Raw genomic sequence first — 19,970 nt, 5'->3', positions numbered from 1 at the left:
CCGAAAAGCAAGGGAGAAAAACATGCAGGAATTGTCCGGTCATCTGGCACAAACGCTTCGTTCTTTGCGCGTGCAGCGCGGTTGGAGCCTGAATCAGGCGGCGGAAAATACCGGCGTCAGCAAGGCCATGCTGGGGCAGATCGAACGCGGAGAATCCAGCCCAACGGTGGCAACGCTGTGGAAAATTGCGACCGGGTTTAACGTGGCATTCTCTGCGTTTCTCGAGATCTCACCGCTGCAACAGCAGGCCACGCTGCACCGCTATGGCGATGCGCCAGTGTTTAATCAATACAACGCCGATATGCGTGTCGTCCCGTTGTTTCCCTTCGATCGCCAACTGGGGTTCGACATGTTTGTCATCGATCTGGCTCCAGGGGCGCTCAGCGAGTCTTCTGCACATGAGCCGGGGGTGATCGAGCATGTGATTGTCATCAGCGGCGAGCTGGAGCTGGCCGTCGACGGGCAGTGGTATCACCTGAGCAGCTGCGAGGCGATGCGCTTTCAGGCCGATCGGCCACATGCTTACCGCAATGCCAGCCAACAGACGGTACGCATTCACGATCTGATCCATTACCCTAAATTTTGATTCAACGGCGTGGGCGCAGGCTTTGACTCTGCGCCGCCAAACGCCTACCTTGTTGAAAATGAGTCTTATTAACTTTCAAAGGGAGATTGAACTTGCCAGTCACCAACCGACGCCAGTTTATTAAACTCAGCGCACAAACCGCAGGAGCCGTATTCGCGATGACTTCATTACCCAACAGTATCCGCCTGGCGATGGCGGCAGACGGGGGCACCAGCGCCGCCGACCAATTCTTGTGGCTGGAAGAGCTGCAGGGCAAAGCTGCACAGGCATGGATCAAGCAGGAAAACCAACGCACCACCGCGCGTTTTGCCCAGGGTGAAGGTTTTCGTCAGGTGGAAAAGCAGGTGCTGGCCATTCTGAATAAAGAGAGCCAAATTCCGTGGGTCACCAAGCGGGGTGAGTACTATTACAACTTTTGGCAGGATCAAGCCAATCCACGCGGCCTGTGGCGACGGACCACCTTGCAGGAATATCGCAAGGATCAACCGGACTGGGAAACGGTGCTGGATATTGACGCGTTGGGCAAGGCCGAAGGCAAAGATTGGGTGTTCCATGGCTCGCAGTCGCTGGCTCCCGAATACCGCTATTGCCTGCTGGAGCTGTCGCCGGATGGCGGTGACGCCACCGAAATCCGTGAATTCGATCTGGTGACCAAGCAGTTTGTTAAAGACGGCTTTGTGCTGCCGGTGGCGAAAAGTCAGGCCTCGTGGATTGATAAGGATACGCTGTTTGTCGCCACGGATTTTGGCGCGGGATCCATGACTCAATCAGGTTATGCGCGCATTGCCAAACGCTGGCGGCGCGGCACGCCGTTGAGCGCGGCTCAAACGCTGTATGAAGCGCAACCGCAGGATATGGTGGTGTATGCCTATCATGACCATACGCCAGGCTTTGAGCGAAACTACGTGGGCCGCAGCCTGGATTTCTATCGCCGCGAAACCTATCTGCTGACCGCACAAGATCAGAAAATCAAAATTGATATTCCCGCCGATGCCGAGTTCAGCACCCACCGTGAGTGGCTGTTGGTTAAGCCGAGCAGCGACTGGCAGGTGGGGGAGACGCGCTATCCTTCCGGTGCATTATTGGCGACCCACTTTGACGATTATCTGGCCGGCAAGCGTGAATTTACGGTGTTATTCACCCCGACCGCGCAGGTGGCGTTAAGTGGCTACAGCGCCACGCGCGATCACCTGATCCTCAGCATCATGGACAACGTGGTAAACCGGTTGGAAGTGCTGACGCCGCAAGAGAATGGCTGGCAGCGCAAGCCGCTGGGCAAACCGGGGGCAATCAGCACCCTGTCCGCCGGCGGCATTGATGAAGAGACCAACGATTACTTCCTGACTCTCAGCGGCTTCCTGCAGCCGACCTCTTTGTACATGGGCAATCTGGACGGCGGGGAGCCGGAACTGCTTAAGCAAGGGCCGCAGGATTTTGACGCCAGTGGTTATCAGGTCAGCCAGCATTTCGCTACGTCAAAAGACGGGACGCGGGTGCCGTATTTCCAAATATCGGCCAAGGACATCAAGCTGGACGGCAGCAACCCTACGCTGCTGTACGGTTATGGCGGGTTTGAGGTGTCGCTCACGCCGGGTTACATGGGAGCCAAGGCGCCGGCCTGGCTGGAGCGTGGCGGGGTGTACGTCGTGGCCAATATTCGCGGCGGTGGTGAGTATGGTCCAGCCTGGCACCAGGCGGCGCTTAAGCAAAACCGTCATCGTGCCTATGAGGACTTTGCCGCAGTGGCGGAGGATCTGATTGCGCGAAAAGTGACATCGTCACAACATCTGGGAGCCCGCGGCGGCAGCAACGGCGGCTTACTGGTAGGCAACATGTTGACGCTGTACCCGCAGCTGTTCGGTTGCATCGTCTGTGAAGTGCCGTTGCTGGATATGCAACGTTATACCCAGCTTTCCGCCGGGGCTTCATGGATTGCCGAATACGGCGACCCGAGCAAAGCGGAAGAGTGGGCGTACATCAAGACTTTCTCGCCGTATCACAACATCAAAGCCGATGTACCTTATCCGCCGGTGCTGTTTTACACCGCCACCAGTGATGACCGGGTCAACCCGTCGCACGCGCGTAAAATGGCGGCGCGGATGCAGCAGATGGGCTACCAGCAGGCCTATTTCTATGAGAATACCGAGGGTGGGCACAGTGCGGCGGCAGACAAACAACAGGCCGCGTTCCACGGTGCGTTGGTCAGCGAGTTCATGTGGACTAACCTGAGCGCTAAACCGAAGGTCTGAATCTCGCAGGACGAGAGATAAAAAAGCCGGGGCAAATGATTGCCCCGGCTTTTTATTGCGATGAAAACCTCGCCGGCGATCAGTTGGCCGCAGCGGCCGCCTGTGCTTTCTTGTTGGTATCTTCAGCGGTGTCCAGCGTCATGCGGTACAGCTTCGGCGCGGTCAGCATCATCAGGATGGCGATCACGGCAGTAGCGATACCGATTTGCATAAACACGTGGCTGTAGATAGCCAGCGAAGCGTGCGCGTCGTTAACATTGCTAGGCACGGCGGTCAGACCGGCGACCTTACCGGCAATCAGCGCGGCAGCGGCGGTGGTCAGGAACCAGGAACCCATGATAAAGCCCATCAGGCGTTGTGGTACCAGTTGCGCCACCATAGCCAGGCCCAAACCGGAGATCATCAGCTCGCCGATACTCTGCAACGCGTAGCTCAGGATCAGCCAGTTAACCGAAACGATACCCTGTTCGTTGGCAAAGCTGGCACCCCACGGCAGCACCAGGAAGGCACCGGAACACAGGATCATACCGAAAGCGAACTTGTGCGGCATCGGCAGACGGTCACCCATCTTGTTATACAGCGCCGCCAGAATAGGGCTGGCCAGCATGATCCAGAACGGGTTCAGCGCCTGATATTGCTCGGGTTCGAAACCAATACCGAGGATGCTGTGTTCCACGTTGTGGATAGCGAAGAAGTTCAGCGAGGTCGGCATCTGGCTGTAGAGCACAAAGAAGACGACCGCTTCCAGCATCAACAGGAAGGCGACGATCATCTTGCGGCGCGCAGCACCGTGCAGCGCAAAGGTTTCTTTGGCGAACACAATCACGATACCGATGGAGATAATCGCCAGTGCCCAGCGGGCAATCACCTGGTTGTGCAGCAACCAGCTGGAAATGGCTACCAGAGCTACTACGCCCACCAGGACCATCAGCAGCTTTTTCACCTGCAGGGGTTTGAAGTCAGGCTTGGAACCGTGCTGTTTAACCCACTTGTGGCACACCATAAAGTTGACCAGGGTGATCAGCATGCCCACCACGCTCAGTGAGAACGCGACGCTCCAACCGTATTTCGCCGCCAGCCACGGTGTGGCCAACATGGAAAGGAAAGAACCGATATTGACGGACATATAGTACATGGTGAATGCACCGTCCAAACGCGGATCGTCTTTCTCATAGCAGGTTGACAGCAGGGAAGATGGGTTAGCCTTGAACAGGCCGCTACCCACGGCGATGGTCGCCATACCCAGGTACACCCAGAAGATTTCATGGCCGGAGTAGGCCACCATGGCATAGCCGACGGCCAGCACCAGCGCGCCCAGCACGATCACGCGCTTGGAGCCCAGCACTTTATCTCCGAGCCAGCCACCGATGGCCACAAAGCCGTACACCAGTGCGCTGAAGGAAGAGAACAGGGTAATCGAGTCGGCTTCGCTCAGGCCAAGCATTTTGACCAGATAAACCGCCATGATGCCTTGCAGGCCGTAATAGCCAAAACGTTCCCACAGCTCGATAGAGAAGATCAGGTAAAACGCCTTGGGTTGTTTGAAGGCGTTAAGACTCACGCTTTCAGGTTGTTCGCTGTTGTTGTTTGCTGTTGACACTGGTACCTCTGATTTTTCACTGCCCCGTCCCAGAGAGACGAGAAATTGCAAAAGGTGATGCAGGACTGCATCCTTCTGCGTTGTTATAGGATGGGATGACGGCGGTTAATGTTCACTATCTTTGTCAACGAGGCAAGGCGTTTGTCATATCCTGTTACATATAACGCTCGCGGAGTGAAACAACCATGTTGCAAATGTTATGCAGCATTAACGTTCGTCTTTATTTGCTTTGCCGAGTTTTTGTTTTGATTAAAAGCTATACGGAATTTAAACAGTGATATATTCTGCTGAATGGAGTTTTATTAGTCCATATCAATAGGTGGGGTGATTAATCCATTGGATTGTTGTGCATATGACGCATTTTGTAAAATTATAGAAATTTAAGAAAACGGGACTGGCGCTTGTGACGGTAATGTGATCTTTAAAACGTGAGGTTTACCGCAATTTTTAACTAATTTTTCGCTTGAAAATAAGCGGGAATTGGGTTTTCTACTGAAATCCGCGAGAACACCAAGGTTACTGCTGCTTGATATCACATTTCCGATAAAAAATAGCTCAATGGGATATGAGGAAGAGACGGGCGCGCGTTGCGCCCGGTGGCAGCGATCAGGCGTCGGGATAAACCTTCTCGTTAAACTCGCAAAGATCTTCAATGATGCAGGAACCGCAGCGCGGTTTACGTGCGATGCAGGTATAACGGCCGTGCAGGATAAACCAATGGTGGCAGTCGACCTTGAACTCGGCCGGCACCACCTTGAGCAGCTTCTCTTCAACCAGATCGACATTTTTGCCCGGAGCGAAACGGGTGCGATTGCAAACGCGGAAGATGTGGGTATCTACGGCAATGGTCGGCCAGCCAAAGGCGGTATTGAGCACCACGTTGGCGGTCTTGCGACCAACGCCAGGCAGGGCCTCCAGCGCGGCACGATCTTCCGGTACCTCGCCGCCGTGCAGTTCTAACAGCATGCGACAGGTTTTGATCACGTTCTCGGCTTTGCTGTTAAACAGACCGATAGTCTTGATGTAGTCTTTGACGCCGTCGACGCCCAGGGCCAGCAGGGCGGCCGGGGTGTTGGCCACCGGATAAAGCTTGGCGGTGGCCTTATTGACGCTGACGTCGGTCGCCTGCGCGGAGAGCAGTACGGAGATCAGCAGTTCAAACGGCGTGCTGTACACCAGTTCCGTGGTCGGCTGCGGGTTGTTGTCGCGCAGCCGGGTAAGAATTTCCAGCCGTTTTTGCTTATTCATCAGGCTTTCTCTGTCTGTCCTTGTCCCAGCGTCGGTTCAGCCAGCAAGGCTTTGGCCGTACGCGCTTTCATCCGTTCATCAATCAGGTATTTCAACGCCAACAGCAGGCCCAGGCCGATAAAGGCCCCCGGTGGCAGCATGGCCAGCAGGAACGGGCTGTCAAAGTGAACCACTTCGATGCGCAATACTTTGGCCCAGCTGCCCAGCAACATATCGGCGCCGTCGAACAGGGTGCCGTTGCCCAGCAACTCGCGCATCGCGCCAAGCGTCACCATTACGCCGGTAGCGCCCAGGCCGATTGCCAGGCCGTCCAGCGCCGACAAACCGATGGGTTTTTTAGAGGCTACCGCTTCGGCGCGGCCCACCACGATACAGTTGGTAACGATCAGGGGAATAAAGATCCCCAGCGATTGATACAGGCCAAAGGCATAGGCATTGATCAACATCTGCACGATGCTGACCGCCGCCGCGATGATCATGACGTAAATGGGAATACGCACTTCATTCGGCACCCAGCGGCGCACCGCGGAAATGGAGCCGTTGGTCAGCGTCAATACCAGGGTGGTCGCCAGCCCAAGCCCGAGGGCGTTGGTCACGGTGGACGTCACTGCCAGCAGCGGGCACATCCCCAGCAGCTGTACCAGTGCGGAGTTGTTCTTCCACAACCCCTGGACAATCAGATCTTTGGCTTCACTCATTCGCTGGCTCCACACACAGGTAAGCTATCAAGTTTAGGCGGCAGCGTTTCCATATACAATGCCGTGCGCCGAACGGCGTTGACCACCGCGCGCGGTGTGATGGTGGCGCCGGTGAATTGATCGAACATACCGCCGTCTTTCTTCACCGCCCAGCGTTTATCGTCCGGGCCTTCAATTTTCTTGCCGCTGAAGAACGAAATCCAGTTCGAGATACGCAGCTCAATTTTATCGCCCAATCCAGGCGTTTCATGGTGTTCGACCACGCGGGTACCCAGCACGGTGCCGCTGAAATCAGCGCCGACCAGCAGCTGAATGGCGCCGGAATAGCCGTCCGGTGCGGTGGTTTCTACCGCGGCTGCCGTAGGTTGACCGTTTTTACGCGCCAGATACAGGCGGTGAGGGGCACCGTTGCCCAGCGCCGGATCGCTTACCAGGAAGCACTCGGTCTGCATGTCGTTGTCGTAGTGTTCCGGGGGCACCACTTGGTCAAGCAGGGCTTTTTGCTGCAATGCCGCCTGGTGGGCGATGGTTTTTTGCGTCAGGCTATGCACCACCGCGGTCAGACCGGTAGTCACTGCGGCAAACACCGCCAGCGTAGTGCCATGCTTTCTCATTGAATTCAGCATCATGGCTCCTTAGCGATGGCCGTACACGCGTGGCTGCGTGTAGTGGTCGATGAGCGGTACGGTAATGTTGGCCAGCAGAACGGCGAAGGCAACGCCGTCAGGGTAGCCGCCATAAACACGGATAAGCCACACCAGCACGCCAATCAATGCGCCATAAATCAGGCGGCCTTTTGGCGTGGTGGAAGCGCTGACCGGGTCGGTAGCAATAAAGAACGCCCCCAACATGCTGGCCCCGGAGAACAGGTGGATCAGCGGCGATGCCTGCTGCAGCGGGTCAAGCCACCAGGCCAGTCCAGAGCACACGGCGATAGCTGCCAGCATGCTGAACGGGATCTGCCAGTGGATCAGGCGGCGAGCCAGCATAAACAGCCCGCCGGCCAGGAAACCGAGGTTGACCCATTGCCAACCGATACCGGCCAGAGCGCCACCAAACAGCGACTGTTGCAACACTTGTTCGACGCTATGGCCACTGCGCAACCCGGTTTTGAAACCGTCCAGCGGGGTGGCCTGGCTGATGCCGTCAATCCCCATCTGCAATTCGTGAATGGTGGCGCCCTGCGCGGTATGGCCGCTGAAGATCGCCAGCAGGGTATCCTGGAATGAAAGCGCGGTGGCTCGCAGTTCATCCGGCGGCAGCCAACTGGTCATTTGTACCGGGAAGGCGATCAGCAGCACCACATAGCCGACCATCGCCGGGTTGAACGGGTTTTGCCCGAGGCCGCCGTACAGCTGCTTGGCGATGACGATGGCAAAGAAAGTGCCGATGACAATCATCCACCAGGGGGCCAGTGGCGGCAGGCTGATGCCCAACAGCAAGGCGGTCAGCAGGGCAGAATTATCTGCCAGACGCGTGCGAACCGGCAGCTTGCGCAAGGCGAGGATAGCGCCTTCCGCCAGCGGGGCGACCAGCATCGCCAGGGCGGTTTGAATCAGAGTACCGTAGCCAAAGAACCACACCTGCGCCGCGACACCGGGAATACAAGCCAGCATGACCCACAGCATAATACGGCTGGTGCTTTGCTGGTTATGGGTGAAAGGAGAACTGGCGATGTGCAAGCCTTTGGCGGCTGTTTGTTGTACCGGCCTGAACTTCATAGAATAACTACACCTATCTTTGCCGTGCATCGGCAGTTTCAACGCGCCTCTCAGAGGAGCCGCAGGAAAAATTATAGCGCTGCATTCTACCTGAATCACTGCGAGGGTAATACGTCTTAATTGTGCGGGTATTCGGCTTTTAGCACGGGGTGTACGCGAGCGGGAAATTTCTAATGGCGCGATTAGATTTTTTTTGCCGAGAAAAGCGGGGTAGTTTGGTCAGTCAAAACAAAAATCGTCGGCATCACTGGCCGACAACAGGCGATAACCACTGGATTTGCAGGGTATTTTAGGGGCTTTTTTTCGCACAAAATAACAACTTTTGCATAATCTATGTGGGTTATTATCCCGTGTATTATTAAGTTAGTGAATGTACATTAATGACAAATGAAGATGTATTTTTTATTGAAGAACTGATTGAGTGGGTTGAGATACATCTGGAGAAACGGCCTAATCTGGACGAAGTCGCGCGTATTTCCGGCTATTCCAAGTGGCATCTGCAACGCAAGTTTAAACGCATCACCGGCATTCAGCTCGCCACCTATATCCGCTCACGTATTCTGACGCGTGCAGCGGTGGCGTTACGTATCACCCACCGTTCTATCATCGATATTTCAGACGAACTGGGCTTTGATTCTCAACAAACCTTTACCCGCATGTTCAAACAGCGTTTCGACACCACGCCCAATCGTTATCGTTCGATGGACACGTGGGATGTGAAAAACCTGATGCCGCGCTTTAGTTTCGATGCCAATTTCGCAGCTGATTATTACCCAGAAGTGAAACGCCTGACGTTGCCGGATATGCAGCTGGTGGGTTTTTCGCGCCAGTTGGATTTTGCCTCGGAAGCGGAGATCGAACATTCGTCTTGTATGGCGATGAAGGACGAAATCTTCACCGATTTCTTCCGTGGGCTGAGTGTGGATTGTCATCGGGTTTACAGCATTCATTCCGTGCGAAATCGAGATGATGACGCGTATTCGGCCACCCACATCATGGCAGTGGATCCTGAGAACAAACAGGATATTTTGTCGGGCTACCAGATCGACACTATCCCGATCGCCGGGCGTGAATATATTTCTATTAACCATCTGGGCTCTGCGAAAGAGTGTTCGCAGTTCTTTGCCTATCTGATCACCCACGTGATGCCGGGGCTGCGTAATGAAGTGAAAGGGAGCGTGGAGATGGAAATAATTCAAACCAAGGAGCGGAATCAGGATTCGAAGATGCGCCAGATTGACGTTGATTATACCTATCTGATTTCTATTGATTAGGGCGTGACTCCAAGGGCTGGGACCATTGGAACGCGCCCTGTATTACGAACCGCCTGTTTGGTCCACTAACCCTCATATCTCACGCCTTGCTGCGTGCTCAAGTGGTCGCCAGCGGCGCTCACGCATTATTGAGTGAAACAGCCAGGGCCGCCTTGCGTTTTGCAAGGCGCCGCTTCTGCTACTCTTTATCGTTTTCCGCCGTCGCCAGGTTTTGCTCGGCCTTTTTAGCTTTGACGCGTGCAATAGCCGCCGCAACCGCCGCCTTGCGCGGATCTTCTTCCTGTACGGCAGCTACCGGTTCTGCCGGCGATTCAACAGTTTCGGCCTGCTGCGCGGCTTTCTTGGCTTTAGCACGTGCAATAGCCGCCGCAACCGCCGCCTTGCGTGGATCTTCTTCCGGTACGGCAGTTACCGGTTCCGTCGGCGATTCAACGGTTTCGGCCTGCTGCGCGGCTTTCTTGGCTTTAGCGCGAGCGATGGCTGCAGCAACCGCCGCCTGGCGTGGATCTTCTTCCTGCACGGCAGCTGCTGGTTCCGTCGGCGATTCAACGGTTTCGGCCTGCTGCGCAGCTTTCTTGGCTTTGACCCGTGCCAATGCAGCAGCCACGGCTGCCTTGCGCGGATCTTCTTCCTGCACGGCAGTGGCTGGCTCCGTCGGCGACTCAACGCTATCGGCCTGCTGCGCAGCTTTCTTGGCTTTAACCCGTGCCAATGCAGCGGCCACGGCTGCCTTGCGCGGATCTTCTTCCTGTGCCACAGCTACCGGTTCAGCAGGCGTTTCAACTGCGTCGACTTGCTGAGCTTCTTTCTTGGCTTTAACCCGGGCTAACGCAGCAGCAACTGCAGCCTTACGCGGATCTTCGTCCTCTACAGCCGGAGACGTCGCTGGGGTGGCAGCCGCGTCTTGCTGAGCACGACGTTCACGCGCCTGCGCTTTGCGGGCTTCGCGGGCGGCGATCATCTCGCTATTGTCCGGTGCCTCGCCGCTGATGGTTCCGGTTGCCGGCGCGGCATTTTTACTGCGCACGCGGGCAAGGGCGGCTTGTACCGCATCCTGATCGCCGTCGGTCAATTTGACGGCCGCTTTCTTGTGACGCTCTTCGCGCGCCAGTTTTTCACGTTCCAGACGGGCCAATTTGGCTTCGTAACGGGCCTTGGCTTCGGCGGTGCGCGCGGCTTCCTGATCAATGGCTTTGATTTCGGCCTTTTCCTGGCGGTAGTACTGCACCAGCGGAATATTGCTGGGGCATACAAAGGCGCAAGCACCGCACTCAATGCAGTCGAACAGGTTATGCTTGCGGGCTTTTTCGTGTTCTTCGCCACGGCTGAACCAGTAAAGCTGCTGTGGCAACAGGCCCGCCGGGCAGGCATCAACGCATAAACCGCAGCGAATACAGGACTGTTCAGGTTCTTGCGGCGCCATTTCACTGACGGAAGGGGCCAGAATACAGTTGCTGATCTTAACGATCGGCACGTTCAGCGCGGGCAGGGTGAAGCCCATCAGCGGACCGCCCATGACCACCATTTGTTGGGCCTGCGGCTGGAAACCGGCAAAGTTCAGCAGGTGCTGCACCGGGGTGCCGATGCGCGCCCACAGATTACCCGGTTGGCTGAGCGCTTCACCGGTAAGGGTGACCACGCGTTCGATCAAGGGTTCGCCGTCGACAATGGCGCGCTTAATGGCAAAGGCAGTCCCGACGTTTTGCATCAGCACGCCGATAGCGGAGGAGTGTTTGCCGTGCGGCACTTCCTTGCCGATCAGGATCTTGGTGAGCTGTTTGGCGCCGCCGGAAGGATATTTGGTTGGGATCACCCGCAGCGAGATGCCCGGTTGATCGCGCAACGCCAGTTTTAACGCTTCGATCGCTTCGGGCTTATTGTCCTCGATGCCGATCAGCGTCACTTTCGGCTGCAGCAGGTGGCGCAGGATCTGCGTGCCTTCGATCACTTGGTCGGCATGCTCCTGCATCAAACGGTCATCGGCGGTGATGTAAGGCTCGCATTCCGCGGCATTGAGGATCAGGGTTTCTACCCCGTTCATGCCACCCTGCAGCTTGCTGGCGGTAGGGAAACCTGCGCCACCCAACCCGGCGATGCCGGCCTGATGAATCCGCTGGATCAGTTCGCCGGTAGGCAGTTGACGGTAATCCGCCACCGGTGCGCGTTCGCACCAACGGTCTTCGCCATCCGGCTGAATAATTACGCACAGCTCTGCCAGCCCTGAAGGGTGAGCGGTGATATGCGGTTTGATGGCACTGATGGTACCGGAGGTCGGCGCATGCACCGGTACGGTACGGCCACGGCCGACGGTCAGCGGCTGGCCTTTCAGCACGTGCTCGCCGACGTTGACGCACAATTCGCCTTCCGGTCCCAAATGCTGTTGCAAGGGGATGACAAAGGTGTCGGGCAGCGGGGCGGTACGCAGCGGTACGCCGCTGGATTGGGTTTTCATTTCCGGGGGATGGATCCCGCCGTCGAAATCCCAAATCCGGTCTTTTTTGAAGGCGGCGAACAAATTAAGCATGTTGCTCCACGTGGATCACTTGCACCGGGATCGTCTTCATATCCCACTTCCAGTTGGCGGTAGTGGTGGCGACCGGTTTCATTTCAATACAATCGGTAGGGCACGGCGCGACGCACAGGTCGCAGCCGGTACAAAGATCGGTAATCACGGTGTGCATGGCGCGCGTGGCACCCACTATCGCGTCCACCGGACAGGCCTGAATGCACTTGGTGCAGCCGATGCAGTTGGCTTCATCGATATAAGCGACCTGACGCACCGGCTCGGCGGCGGCTTCGCTGCCCAGCGGCTGCGGCTCGACGTTGAGCAGTTCGGCCAATTTCAGCATCACTTGCTCGCCGCCGGGGGCGCATTTGTTGATCATCTCACCGTTGGCCACCGCCTCGGCGTAAGGGCGGCAACCGGGGTAACCGCACTGGCCGCATTGGCTCTGCGGCAGGATCTCATCGACCTGCTCGGCCACCGGATCTTCTTCCACTTCAAAGCGGCGCGCGGCGAAGCCCAGCACCAGCCCGAACAACAGGCCGAGGGCGCTGAGCGCAGCAATCGCAATCCATAACGCGGTCATTAGAATTTCACCAGCCCGGTAAAGCCCATAAAGGCCAGAGACATCAACCCGGCAGTGATCAACGCGATGGAAGAACCACGAAATGGCGCAGGCACGTCGGCAACCGCCAGACGCTCACGGATCGCGGCGAACAGCACCATCACCAGCGAGAAGCCGGCGGCGGCGCTGAAGCCATAAACCGCAGACTGCAGGAAGTTGTAGCCGAGGTTAACGTTAAGCAACGCAACGCCAAGCACCGCGCAGTTGGTGGTGATCAGCGGCAGGAAGATGCCCAGCAAGCGATACAGTGCCGGGCTGGTTTTGCGTACCACCATCTCGGTAAACTGCACCACGACGGCGATCACCAAAATAAATGACAGGGTGCGCAGATACACCAGATCCAACGGAACCAGGATAAAGGTGTTGATCACCCAGGCGCTGACGGAGGCCAGCGTCATGACAAAGGTAGTAGCCATGCCCATGCCGATGGCGCTTTCCAGTTTCTTGGAAACGCCGAGGAACGGGCACAGGCCGAGGAACTTCACCAGGACGAAGTTGTTCACCAGTACGGTGCCGACAAACAGGAGCAGGTATTCGGTCATTGCGATGCCTAAAAAAATAAAAGCCGCTTATTATCGGGAATTGGCGGCCTGACCACAACACAGTGATAGCAAGGTTATTGCTATTTTCGCCCTTTTTTGGCGAAAATTTACACAATCATACGCACAAAACGTGCCACAACGCGCCTAGCGTTCGGTAAAGGTCCCTTTGACCCGCTTGGAACGTTTCATATAAGGCACTAACAATGCCGCCATCAGCAGGGGCCAACCCAGACTGCGTACGGCCAACTCATCCGGCACCGGCGCAAAGGCAAAGGCTTTCACCGCCAGCAGCACGGTAATCAGCAACCACAGCAGGAAAAACTTGGGGAAGCGTTGCGAACGATGGCAGAACAGCCACAGCAGCCACAGCGTAAAGCACCACATTGCCATCGTGGTCAGCACTGAAAAATACCACTGTAGGCTAAACGCCTGAGCGTTGGTCAGCAGGTATTCGCGCGATTCCGGCATGAAAATCGCCATGGCATACAGAAGCAGCATCAGGCTGGCGCTAAGCAGGGTGACGATCAGATAGGACATCGGGGCCAGCAACCAACCGCCAATACGGTTGTAATCAGCTTGAGACATAAACGGCTTCCTGGGTAAGACATGATTCAATGTGACAGCCGCATAGCTTAGCGGGTAACGCGGGCTTCGTCATCAATATCAAGCGGATGGTCGGCGCCAGGAGGCCGGTGCAGCACGTTTGGCTACCGACGGCATGATAAGCCGCCGGTAGCAGGCCGATTAACGGCGATTAAGCTGATAGTAGGCTTCGTTCCAGCGCAGCTCATTTTTGAACGCCGGCAGGCTGGTATTGTGGTCGATCGTCACAAACTCGATGTTATGCATCTCGGCGTAAAGTCGCAGCAGGTCGGCATCCAACGCCTGTGAGAACACGGTATGGTGTGCACCACCCGCCAGGATCCAGGCTTCGGCGGCGGTGGCAAGCGTTGGCTGAGCCCGCCAGATGGCGCGCGCAACCGGCAGTTTGGGCAACGGATGCGGTTGTTCCACGGTGTCCACCTGATTGACCAGCAGGCGGAATCGGTCGCCCAGGTCGATCAGGCTGGCATTGATCGCCGCACCGGCCGGGGTGGAGAAAATCAGCCGTGCCGGATCCGCCTTGCCGCCGATACCCAGCGGTTGTATATCCAACAGCGGTTTTTGTTCTTTGGCGATCGATGGGCAAACCTCCAGCATGTGCGAACCGACCACCAAATCGTTGCCGGATTGGAAATGGTAGGTGTAATCCTCCATGAATGAGGTACCGCCTTCCAGTCCCTGCGCCATCACTTTCAGGATGCGCAACAGCGCGGCGGTTTTCCAGTCGCCTTCGCCGCCGAAGCCGTAACCCTGCTGCATCAGGCGTTGTACCGCCAGCCCCGGTAACTGCTTCATGCCATGCAAGTCTTCAAAATTGGTGGTGAAGGCCTGGAAGTTACCCTGTTCGAGGAAGCGCTTCATGCCTAATTCGATTCGCGCCGCGTCGAGCAGGTTTTCACGCTTTTCCCCGTTGATTTGCGCCGCATCGCTCAAGACGTAGCGGGTTTCGTATTCTTCAATCAGCGTATCCACATCGCCACGGCTGACCTCATTGATCACGCTGACCAAATCACCGATGCCATAGGCATTCACCGAATAGCCGAATTGGATCTGCGCCCCGACTTTGTCACCCTCGGTCACGGCGACCTCACGCATGTTGTCGCCGAAGCGGGCCACCTTCAACTGCTGGCTGGCCTGTTTGGCGTTGGCTGCACGCATCCACTGAGCAATGCGCCGGTGCGCTTCCGGGTCTTGCCAATGGCCGGCTATCACGCTGTGCTGCTGGCGCATACGGGCGCCAATAAAGCCAAATTCGCGGCCACCGTGTGCGGTCTGATTGAGGTTCATAAAGTCCATGTCCATGCTGTCCCACGGGATCTGAGCGTTGAACTGGGTATGGAATTGCAACAGCGGCTTGTGGAGGATCGACAGTCCGGCGATCCACATTTTGGCCGGCGAAAAGGTGTGCAGCCAGGCCATGATGCCGATGCACTGTGGCTGATAGTTGGCGTCGCGGCACAGGGCGGTGATTTCATCCGGCGTGGTCACCAGCGGTTTCAGCACCAGTTTTACCGGCAATCCGGCCTCACGGTTGAGATTTTCCACCACCTGCTCGGCGTGTGCCTTGACCTGTTGCAGGGTGTGCGGGCCGTACAGGTGCTGGCTGCCGATGGCGAACCAGACTTCGCGCTGCTTGAATGCGTCCATGGAGACTCCTGAATTGTCATGTCGAAATGGGGGTTCAGCAGGCTGAACCGGCGTTAGGGGCATAGCGTGGCTCGGCGGCCTGGCACCATTGCTGATAGCGTTGATAAAGCTGTTGGTAGCGGGCGACGCGCTGCGGATCCGGCTGGAGAGTGCGTTCGATGCCGCAGGCCATGTGGCGTTGCGCTTCGGGCACGCTGCGGAAATGACCGGCCGCCACCGCGGCGAAGATAGCCGCGCCCAGCGCGCAACATTGGTCTGAAGCCACGATCTGCAGCGGTCGGTTCATCACGTCGGCGCAGACCTGCATGATCGCCGGTGATTTACGCGCAATCCCCCCCAGCGCCAGTACGTTGTCCACCGGAATAGACTGCTGCTCAAAACACTCCATGATGGCGCGGGCACCGAAGGCGGTAGCGGCGATAAAGCCACCGAACAGCGTCGGCGCATCGGTGCCGAGGTTCAGATCGGCGATCACGCCTTTCAGACGTTGATTGGCATAGGGCGTGCGGCGGCCGTTAAACCAGTCCAGCACCACCGGCAGATGATCCAGTGACGGTTTTTCGGCCCAGGCCTCGGTCAGCGCGGCCAGCATGCCGGCTTCTATCTGTTGCAATTGGGGCTGCAGCTGCGGTTGGCTTTTTGCCGCTTCGCGCAGCGGCCAGCTCAGCAGGCGACCGAACCAGGCGTACATATCGCCAAAGGCGGACTGTCCTGCTTCCATACCGATTAATCCCGGCACCACGCTGCCGTCAACCTGGCCGCAAATGCCCTCGATGGCGCGCCCGTCCACCCGCTGGCGATCGGCGATCAGGATGTCGCAGGTAGAGGTGCCAATCACCTTCACCAGGGTATAAGGCTGGGCTCCGGCCCCGACTGCGCCCATATGGCAGTCGAAGGCGCCACCTGACAGCACCACCGTGGTTGGCAATCCGAGGCGTGCGGCCCATTCGGCACTCAGTGTGCCGACCGGCAGCTCGGCGGTGTGGCAGTCGTCAAACAGCGGGTAGGGCAAATGCTCAACCAGCAAGGGATCGAGTGCGGCAAAAAAGGGTTTTGGCGGCAGGCCGCCCCAGTCGGGGTGCCACAAGGTTTTGTGGCCTACGCTACAACGCCCGCGTTTCAACCGCTGTGGGGCGGTGGTCCCGGACAGTAACGCCGGCACCCAATCGCACAGCTCTATCCAGGAAGCCGTCGCCTGACGTACCTCGGCGTCCCGTCGCGTGACGTGCAGAATTTTGGCCCAGAACCATTCGGAAGAGTACACGCCGCCGATATAGCGGGAATAATCGGGGAATTCGCCGCTACGGCAGAGCCGATTGATGGCATCCGCTTCTTCAAGAGCCGTGTGATCTTTCCACAGCACAAACATGGCGTTCGGGTTGTCGGCAAATTCTGGCCGCAGCGCCAACACCTGGCCCTGCTGGTCGATCGGCGCAGGGGTGGAGCCGGTCGAGTCGACGCCGATACCTACGACCTGCAGCCGTTGCGCCGGGGTCATGCGCTGCACCAGACTGACCATCGCCTGTTCCATGGCTTCAATATAGTCGAGCGGATGATGACGAAAGCGATTCTCCGACGCATTGCAAAACTCACCGCGCTGCCAGCGAGGGTAATAAACCACTTCGGTATCCAGCTCCGCACCGTTTTGGCAGTCGACCGCCAACGCCCGCACCGAGTCGCTGCCGAAGTCCAATCCCAGGGCAATAGCACCTGCCGTCATGATGTTGACTCCTGATGTGTTAATACGCTGTGACAACCATAGGAGCCGAAGCGCTGGGCAGGTGAGGAGCCATTGGCTGGAAGTATGCACTTTTCTGCTTCCCACAGTGGTTTTGTGACGGCTGTCATAAGTTAACGCTTGGCGAAATTCGCTAAATATATGCACATATCTGCTGTATTCCACGGATGTGATAGCGCTCTACATTTTAGCAACAAATACCCGCTAAAACTTAAGCCGTCTAACCCCGGCTGTAAGGCAATGCCGCGAGATAAGCGCTACAGCTACAGCCATTACTCTAATGATAACGTTTTCACCGCGAGCGGGTTTCGTCGCCACAGAGAACAAAATAGCGGAGAGCATCATGCATAAATTCACTAAGGCGCTGGCGACATTGGGGCTGGCGGCCGTTATGTCACATTCGGCTATCGCCGAGACCATGAAGCTGGGTTTTTTGGTCAAGCAGCCGGAAGAACCCTGGTTCCAGACCGAATGGAAATTTGCTGATAAGGCCGGTAAGGATCTCGGTTTTGAGGTGATTAAAATCGCGGTGCCGGACGGCGAGAAGACCCTGAACGCCATCGACAGCCTGGCGGCCAGCGGGGCCAAAGGGTTTGTCATCTGCACGCCGGATCCGAAATTGGGCTCGGCGATCGTCGCCAAGGCGCGCAGTTACAATCTGAAAGTGATCGCGGTGGACGACCAGTTCGTTACCGCCAAAGGCAAGCCTATGGACAGCGTGCCGCTGGTGATGATGGCCGCCACCAAAATCGGCGAACGCCAGGGGGAAGAGCTGTGGAAAGAGCTGAACAAGCGCGGCTGGAAGCTGCCGGATACCGCGGTGATGGCCATTACCGCCGATGAACTGGACACGGCCCGTCGCCGCACCGGCGGTTCTATTGCCGCGTTGAAAGCCGCCGGTTTCCCGGAAAAGCAGATTTACCGGGTACCGACCAAATCCAACGATATCCCAGGAGCGTTCGACGCCGCCAACTCAATGCTGGTGCAGCATCCTGAAGTGAAAAACTGGCTGATTGTCGGCATGAACGACAACACCGTGCTCGGCGGCGTGCGCGCTACCGAAGGCCAGGGGTTTAAGGCGCCGAACGTGATTGGCATCGGGATCAACGGGGTGGATGCGGTCAGTGAGCTGTCCAAGGCGCAGGCCACCGGCTTCTACGGTTCGCTGCTGCCTAGCCCGGACATTCACGGTTACAAGAGCATCCAGATGTTGCATGACTGGGTCGAAAAAGGGGTAGAACCGCAAAAATTCACCGAAGTGACCGACGTGGTGCTGATCACGCGCGACAACTTTAAAACCGAACTGCAGAAGAAAGGCCTGATGTAATTACCGCGCCGCCCACAGCATGCTGTCGGGCGGCATTTTTAACTGCAGGAGGAAAACACTATGACTACCGCGCTGCCGTATCTGGCGTTTAAAGGCATAGGTAAAACTTTCCCAGGGGTGAAGGCGCTGGATGACATCAGTTTCAGCTGTCAGGCCGGGCAGATCCACGCGCTGATGGGGGAAAACGGCGCCGGGAAATCCACGCTGCTGAAAATCCTCAGCGGCAACTATTCACCTACTCAGGGAGAAATTCAGCTGCAGGGGCGTTCGGTCACCTTCGCCAACCCTACCGACGCGCTGGATGCCGGGGTGGCAATCATCTACCAGGAGCTGCATCTGGTGCCGGAAATGACCGTGGCGGAGAACATTTATCTCGGTCAACTGCCGACCAGGCGCGGGCTGGTGGATCGCAAACTGCTGCGTTACGAGTCCCGGCTTCAACTGGAGCATCTCGGGCTGGATATCGATCCGGATACGCCCTTGAAATACCTGTCGATCGGCCAGTGGCAAATGGTGGAAATCGCCAAAGCGCTGGCGCGCAACGCCAAGGTAATCGCGTTTGACGAGCCCACCAGTTCGCTGTCCGCCCGGGAGATCGAACAGCTGTTCCGGGTGATCCGCGAATTGCGCGCTGAAGGGCGTGTGATCCTGTATGTCTCACACCGCATGGAGGAGATTTTTGCCCTCAGCGACGCCATCACCGTGTTCAAAGATGGCCGCTATGTGCGCACCTTTGACGATATGCGTCAGGTTGATAATGCCCAGTTGGTGCAGGCGATGGTGGGGCGCGATCTCGGTGACGTCTACGGCTATCAACCGCGTCAACTGGGGCGGGTGCGTTTGGCGCTCCAGGGGTTGCAAGCGCCTGGAGTGAAAACGCCGATCGATCTGAGCGTGCGTGCCGGGGAGATCGTCGGGTTGTTCGGCCTGGTCGGCGCCGGCCGCAGCGAGCTGATGAAGGGGATCTTTGGCGCCACGCGGGTCAGTGCCGGGCAACTGATGCTGGATGGGCAGGCGCTCGCCATTCGCTCGCCAATAGACGCTATTCGTGCCGGCATCATGCTGTGTCCGGAAGACCGCAAGGCGGACGGTATCATCCCGGTGCATTCGGTTCGCGACAATATCAACATCAGCGCGCGGCGGAACAGTGTCCGCGCGGGTTGTCTGATCAACAACGGTTGGGAGGCCAGCAACGCCGAGCATCATATACGTGCGTTGAATATCAAAACCCCAAGCGCCGAGCAGCTAATTATGAATCTGTCCGGCGGCAACCAGCAGAAGGCGATTCTGGGGCGTTGGCTGTCGGAAGACATGAAGGTGATCCTGCTGGATGAACCGACACGCGGCATTGACGTTGGCGCTAAACACGAGATTTATAACGTCATTTACCAACTGGCGCAGCGCGGCATCGCTGTGCTGTTTGCTTCCAGCGATCTGCCCGAAGTCCTGGGGCTGGCGGACCGTATCCTGGTGATGCGGGAAGGGGCCCTGTCCGGTGAGTTACTCCATGATGACGCCAGCGAGGAAAAAGCCCTCAGCCTGGCGATGCTGCGCACCCCCGAGATTGCCCCCGATACCGCTGCGGCGGTGGCCTGAAAGTGAAGGAGAA

At 57.3% G+C, this 19,970-nt stretch carries 16 protein-coding genes; 5 read left to right on the top strand and 11 right to left on the bottom strand.

All coding sequences use genetic code 11. The features are described from left to right. Window positions 1–22 precede the first annotated feature (22 nt). A complete protein-coding gene (locus NR114_RS06605) occupies window positions 23–586 on the top strand; it encodes a helix-turn-helix domain-containing protein (RefSeq protein WP_234530106.1) in 564 nt (187 codons plus the stop codon). A 158-nt stretch (window positions 587–744) separates the two neighbouring features. Further along, window positions 745–2,835 (top strand): prolyl oligopeptidase family protein, encoded by a 2,091-nt coding sequence (locus tag NR114_RS06600; protein WP_234530108.1) that lies wholly within the window; start codon window positions 745–747, stop codon window positions 2,833–2,835. 79 nt (window positions 2,836–2,914) lie between these two features. Here the strand turns inward: NR114_RS06600 and dtpA are convergent, their stop codons facing one another. The 5 genes from dtpA to rsxD form a co-directional block, all read right to left on the bottom strand. Beyond that, entirely contained in the window at window positions 2,915–4,435 is a 1,521-nt protein-coding gene (gene dtpA, locus NR114_RS06595) for a dipeptide/tripeptide permease DtpA (RefSeq protein WP_046373676.1), read from the bottom strand. Between the two features lie 606 nt (window positions 4,436–5,041). Further along, a complete protein-coding gene (gene nth / locus NR114_RS06590) occupies window positions 5,042–5,683 on the bottom strand; it encodes an endonuclease III (protein ID WP_020826710.1) in 642 nt (213 codons plus the stop codon). Continuing rightward, entirely contained in the window at window positions 5,683–6,381 is a 699-nt protein-coding gene (locus NR114_RS06585; protein WP_020826711.1) for an electron transport complex subunit E, read from the bottom strand. Before NR114_RS06585 ends, nth begins: the two co-directional genes overlap by 1 nt. Then, window positions 6,378–7,007 (bottom strand): electron transport complex subunit RsxG, encoded by a 630-nt coding sequence (gene rsxG, locus NR114_RS06580; RefSeq protein WP_020826712.1) that lies wholly within the window; start codon window positions 7,005–7,007, stop codon window positions 6,378–6,380. The genes NR114_RS06585 and rsxG overlap by 4 nt, the downstream gene beginning before the upstream one ends. Window positions 7,008–7,016: 9 nt before the next feature. Continuing rightward, a complete protein-coding gene (gene rsxD / locus NR114_RS06575) occupies window positions 7,017–8,102 on the bottom strand; it encodes an electron transport complex subunit RsxD (protein WP_234530110.1) in 1,086 nt (361 codons plus the stop codon). 380 nt (window positions 8,103–8,482) lie between these two features. On the opposite strand from rsxD, the gene NR114_RS06570 reads away from it, so the two are divergent. After that, a complete protein-coding gene (locus NR114_RS06570; RefSeq protein ID WP_020826714.1) occupies window positions 8,483–9,376 on the top strand; it encodes a helix-turn-helix domain-containing protein in 894 nt (297 codons plus the stop codon). A 178-nt stretch (window positions 9,377–9,554) separates the two neighbouring features. Here NR114_RS06570 and rsxC read toward each other — a convergent pair whose 3' ends face one another. The 6 genes from rsxC to NR114_RS06540 form a co-directional block, all read right to left on the bottom strand. After that, window positions 9,555–11,900: an electron transport complex subunit RsxC gene (gene rsxC / locus NR114_RS06565; RefSeq protein WP_256813777.1), complete on the bottom strand. Its 2,346-nt coding sequence runs from the start codon at window positions 11,898–11,900 to the stop codon at window positions 9,555–9,557. Next, window positions 11,893–12,465, bottom strand: coding sequence for an electron transport complex subunit RsxB (gene rsxB, locus NR114_RS06560; protein WP_004943888.1), 573 nt, complete (start codon window positions 12,463–12,465; stop codon window positions 11,893–11,895). Before rsxB ends, rsxC begins: the two co-directional genes overlap by 8 nt. Further along, window positions 12,465–13,046 (bottom strand): electron transport complex subunit RsxA, encoded by a 582-nt coding sequence (rsxA, locus tag NR114_RS06555; RefSeq protein ID WP_004938443.1) that lies wholly within the window; start codon window positions 13,044–13,046, stop codon window positions 12,465–12,467. The genes rsxB and rsxA overlap by 1 nt, the downstream gene beginning before the upstream one ends. Window positions 13,047–13,190: 144 nt before the next feature. Then, window positions 13,191–13,631, bottom strand: a complete 441-nt coding sequence (locus NR114_RS06550; RefSeq protein WP_020826716.1) for a DUF2569 domain-containing protein — start codon at window positions 13,629–13,631, stop codon at window positions 13,191–13,193. Window positions 13,632–13,790: 159 nt separating this feature from the next. Beyond that, a complete protein-coding gene (gene araA, locus NR114_RS06545) occupies window positions 13,791–15,296 on the bottom strand; it encodes an L-arabinose isomerase (protein WP_234530114.1) in 1,506 nt (501 codons plus the stop codon). A 34-nt stretch (window positions 15,297–15,330) separates the two neighbouring features. Continuing rightward, a complete protein-coding gene (locus tag NR114_RS06540) occupies window positions 15,331–17,016 on the bottom strand; it encodes a ribulokinase (RefSeq protein WP_234530116.1) in 1,686 nt (561 codons plus the stop codon). Window positions 17,017–17,377: 361 nt separating this feature from the next. Between NR114_RS06540 and NR114_RS06535 the strand changes: the two genes are divergently transcribed. Both NR114_RS06535 and araG read left to right on the top strand, forming a co-directional pair. After that, window positions 17,378–18,361 carry an arabinose ABC transporter substrate-binding protein gene (locus NR114_RS06535; protein WP_020826719.1) on the top strand — a complete coding sequence of 328 codons (984 nt, stop codon included), beginning with the start codon at window positions 17,378–17,380 and terminating at the stop codon, window positions 18,359–18,361. 60 nt (window positions 18,362–18,421) lie between these two features. Continuing rightward, entirely contained in the window at window positions 18,422–19,957 is a 1,536-nt protein-coding gene (gene araG / locus NR114_RS06530) for an L-arabinose ABC transporter ATP-binding protein AraG (protein ID WP_234530120.1), read from the top strand. Window positions 19,958–19,970 lie beyond the last annotated feature (13 nt).

The sequence above is a fragment of the Serratia sp. Ser99 genome (assembly GCF_024519545.1).
In the GTDB taxonomy this organism is placed as follows: Bacteria; Pseudomonadota; Gammaproteobacteria; order Enterobacterales; family Enterobacteriaceae; genus Serratia; species Serratia liquefaciens.
This window is presented reverse-complemented; position numbering and strand designations above follow the sequence as displayed.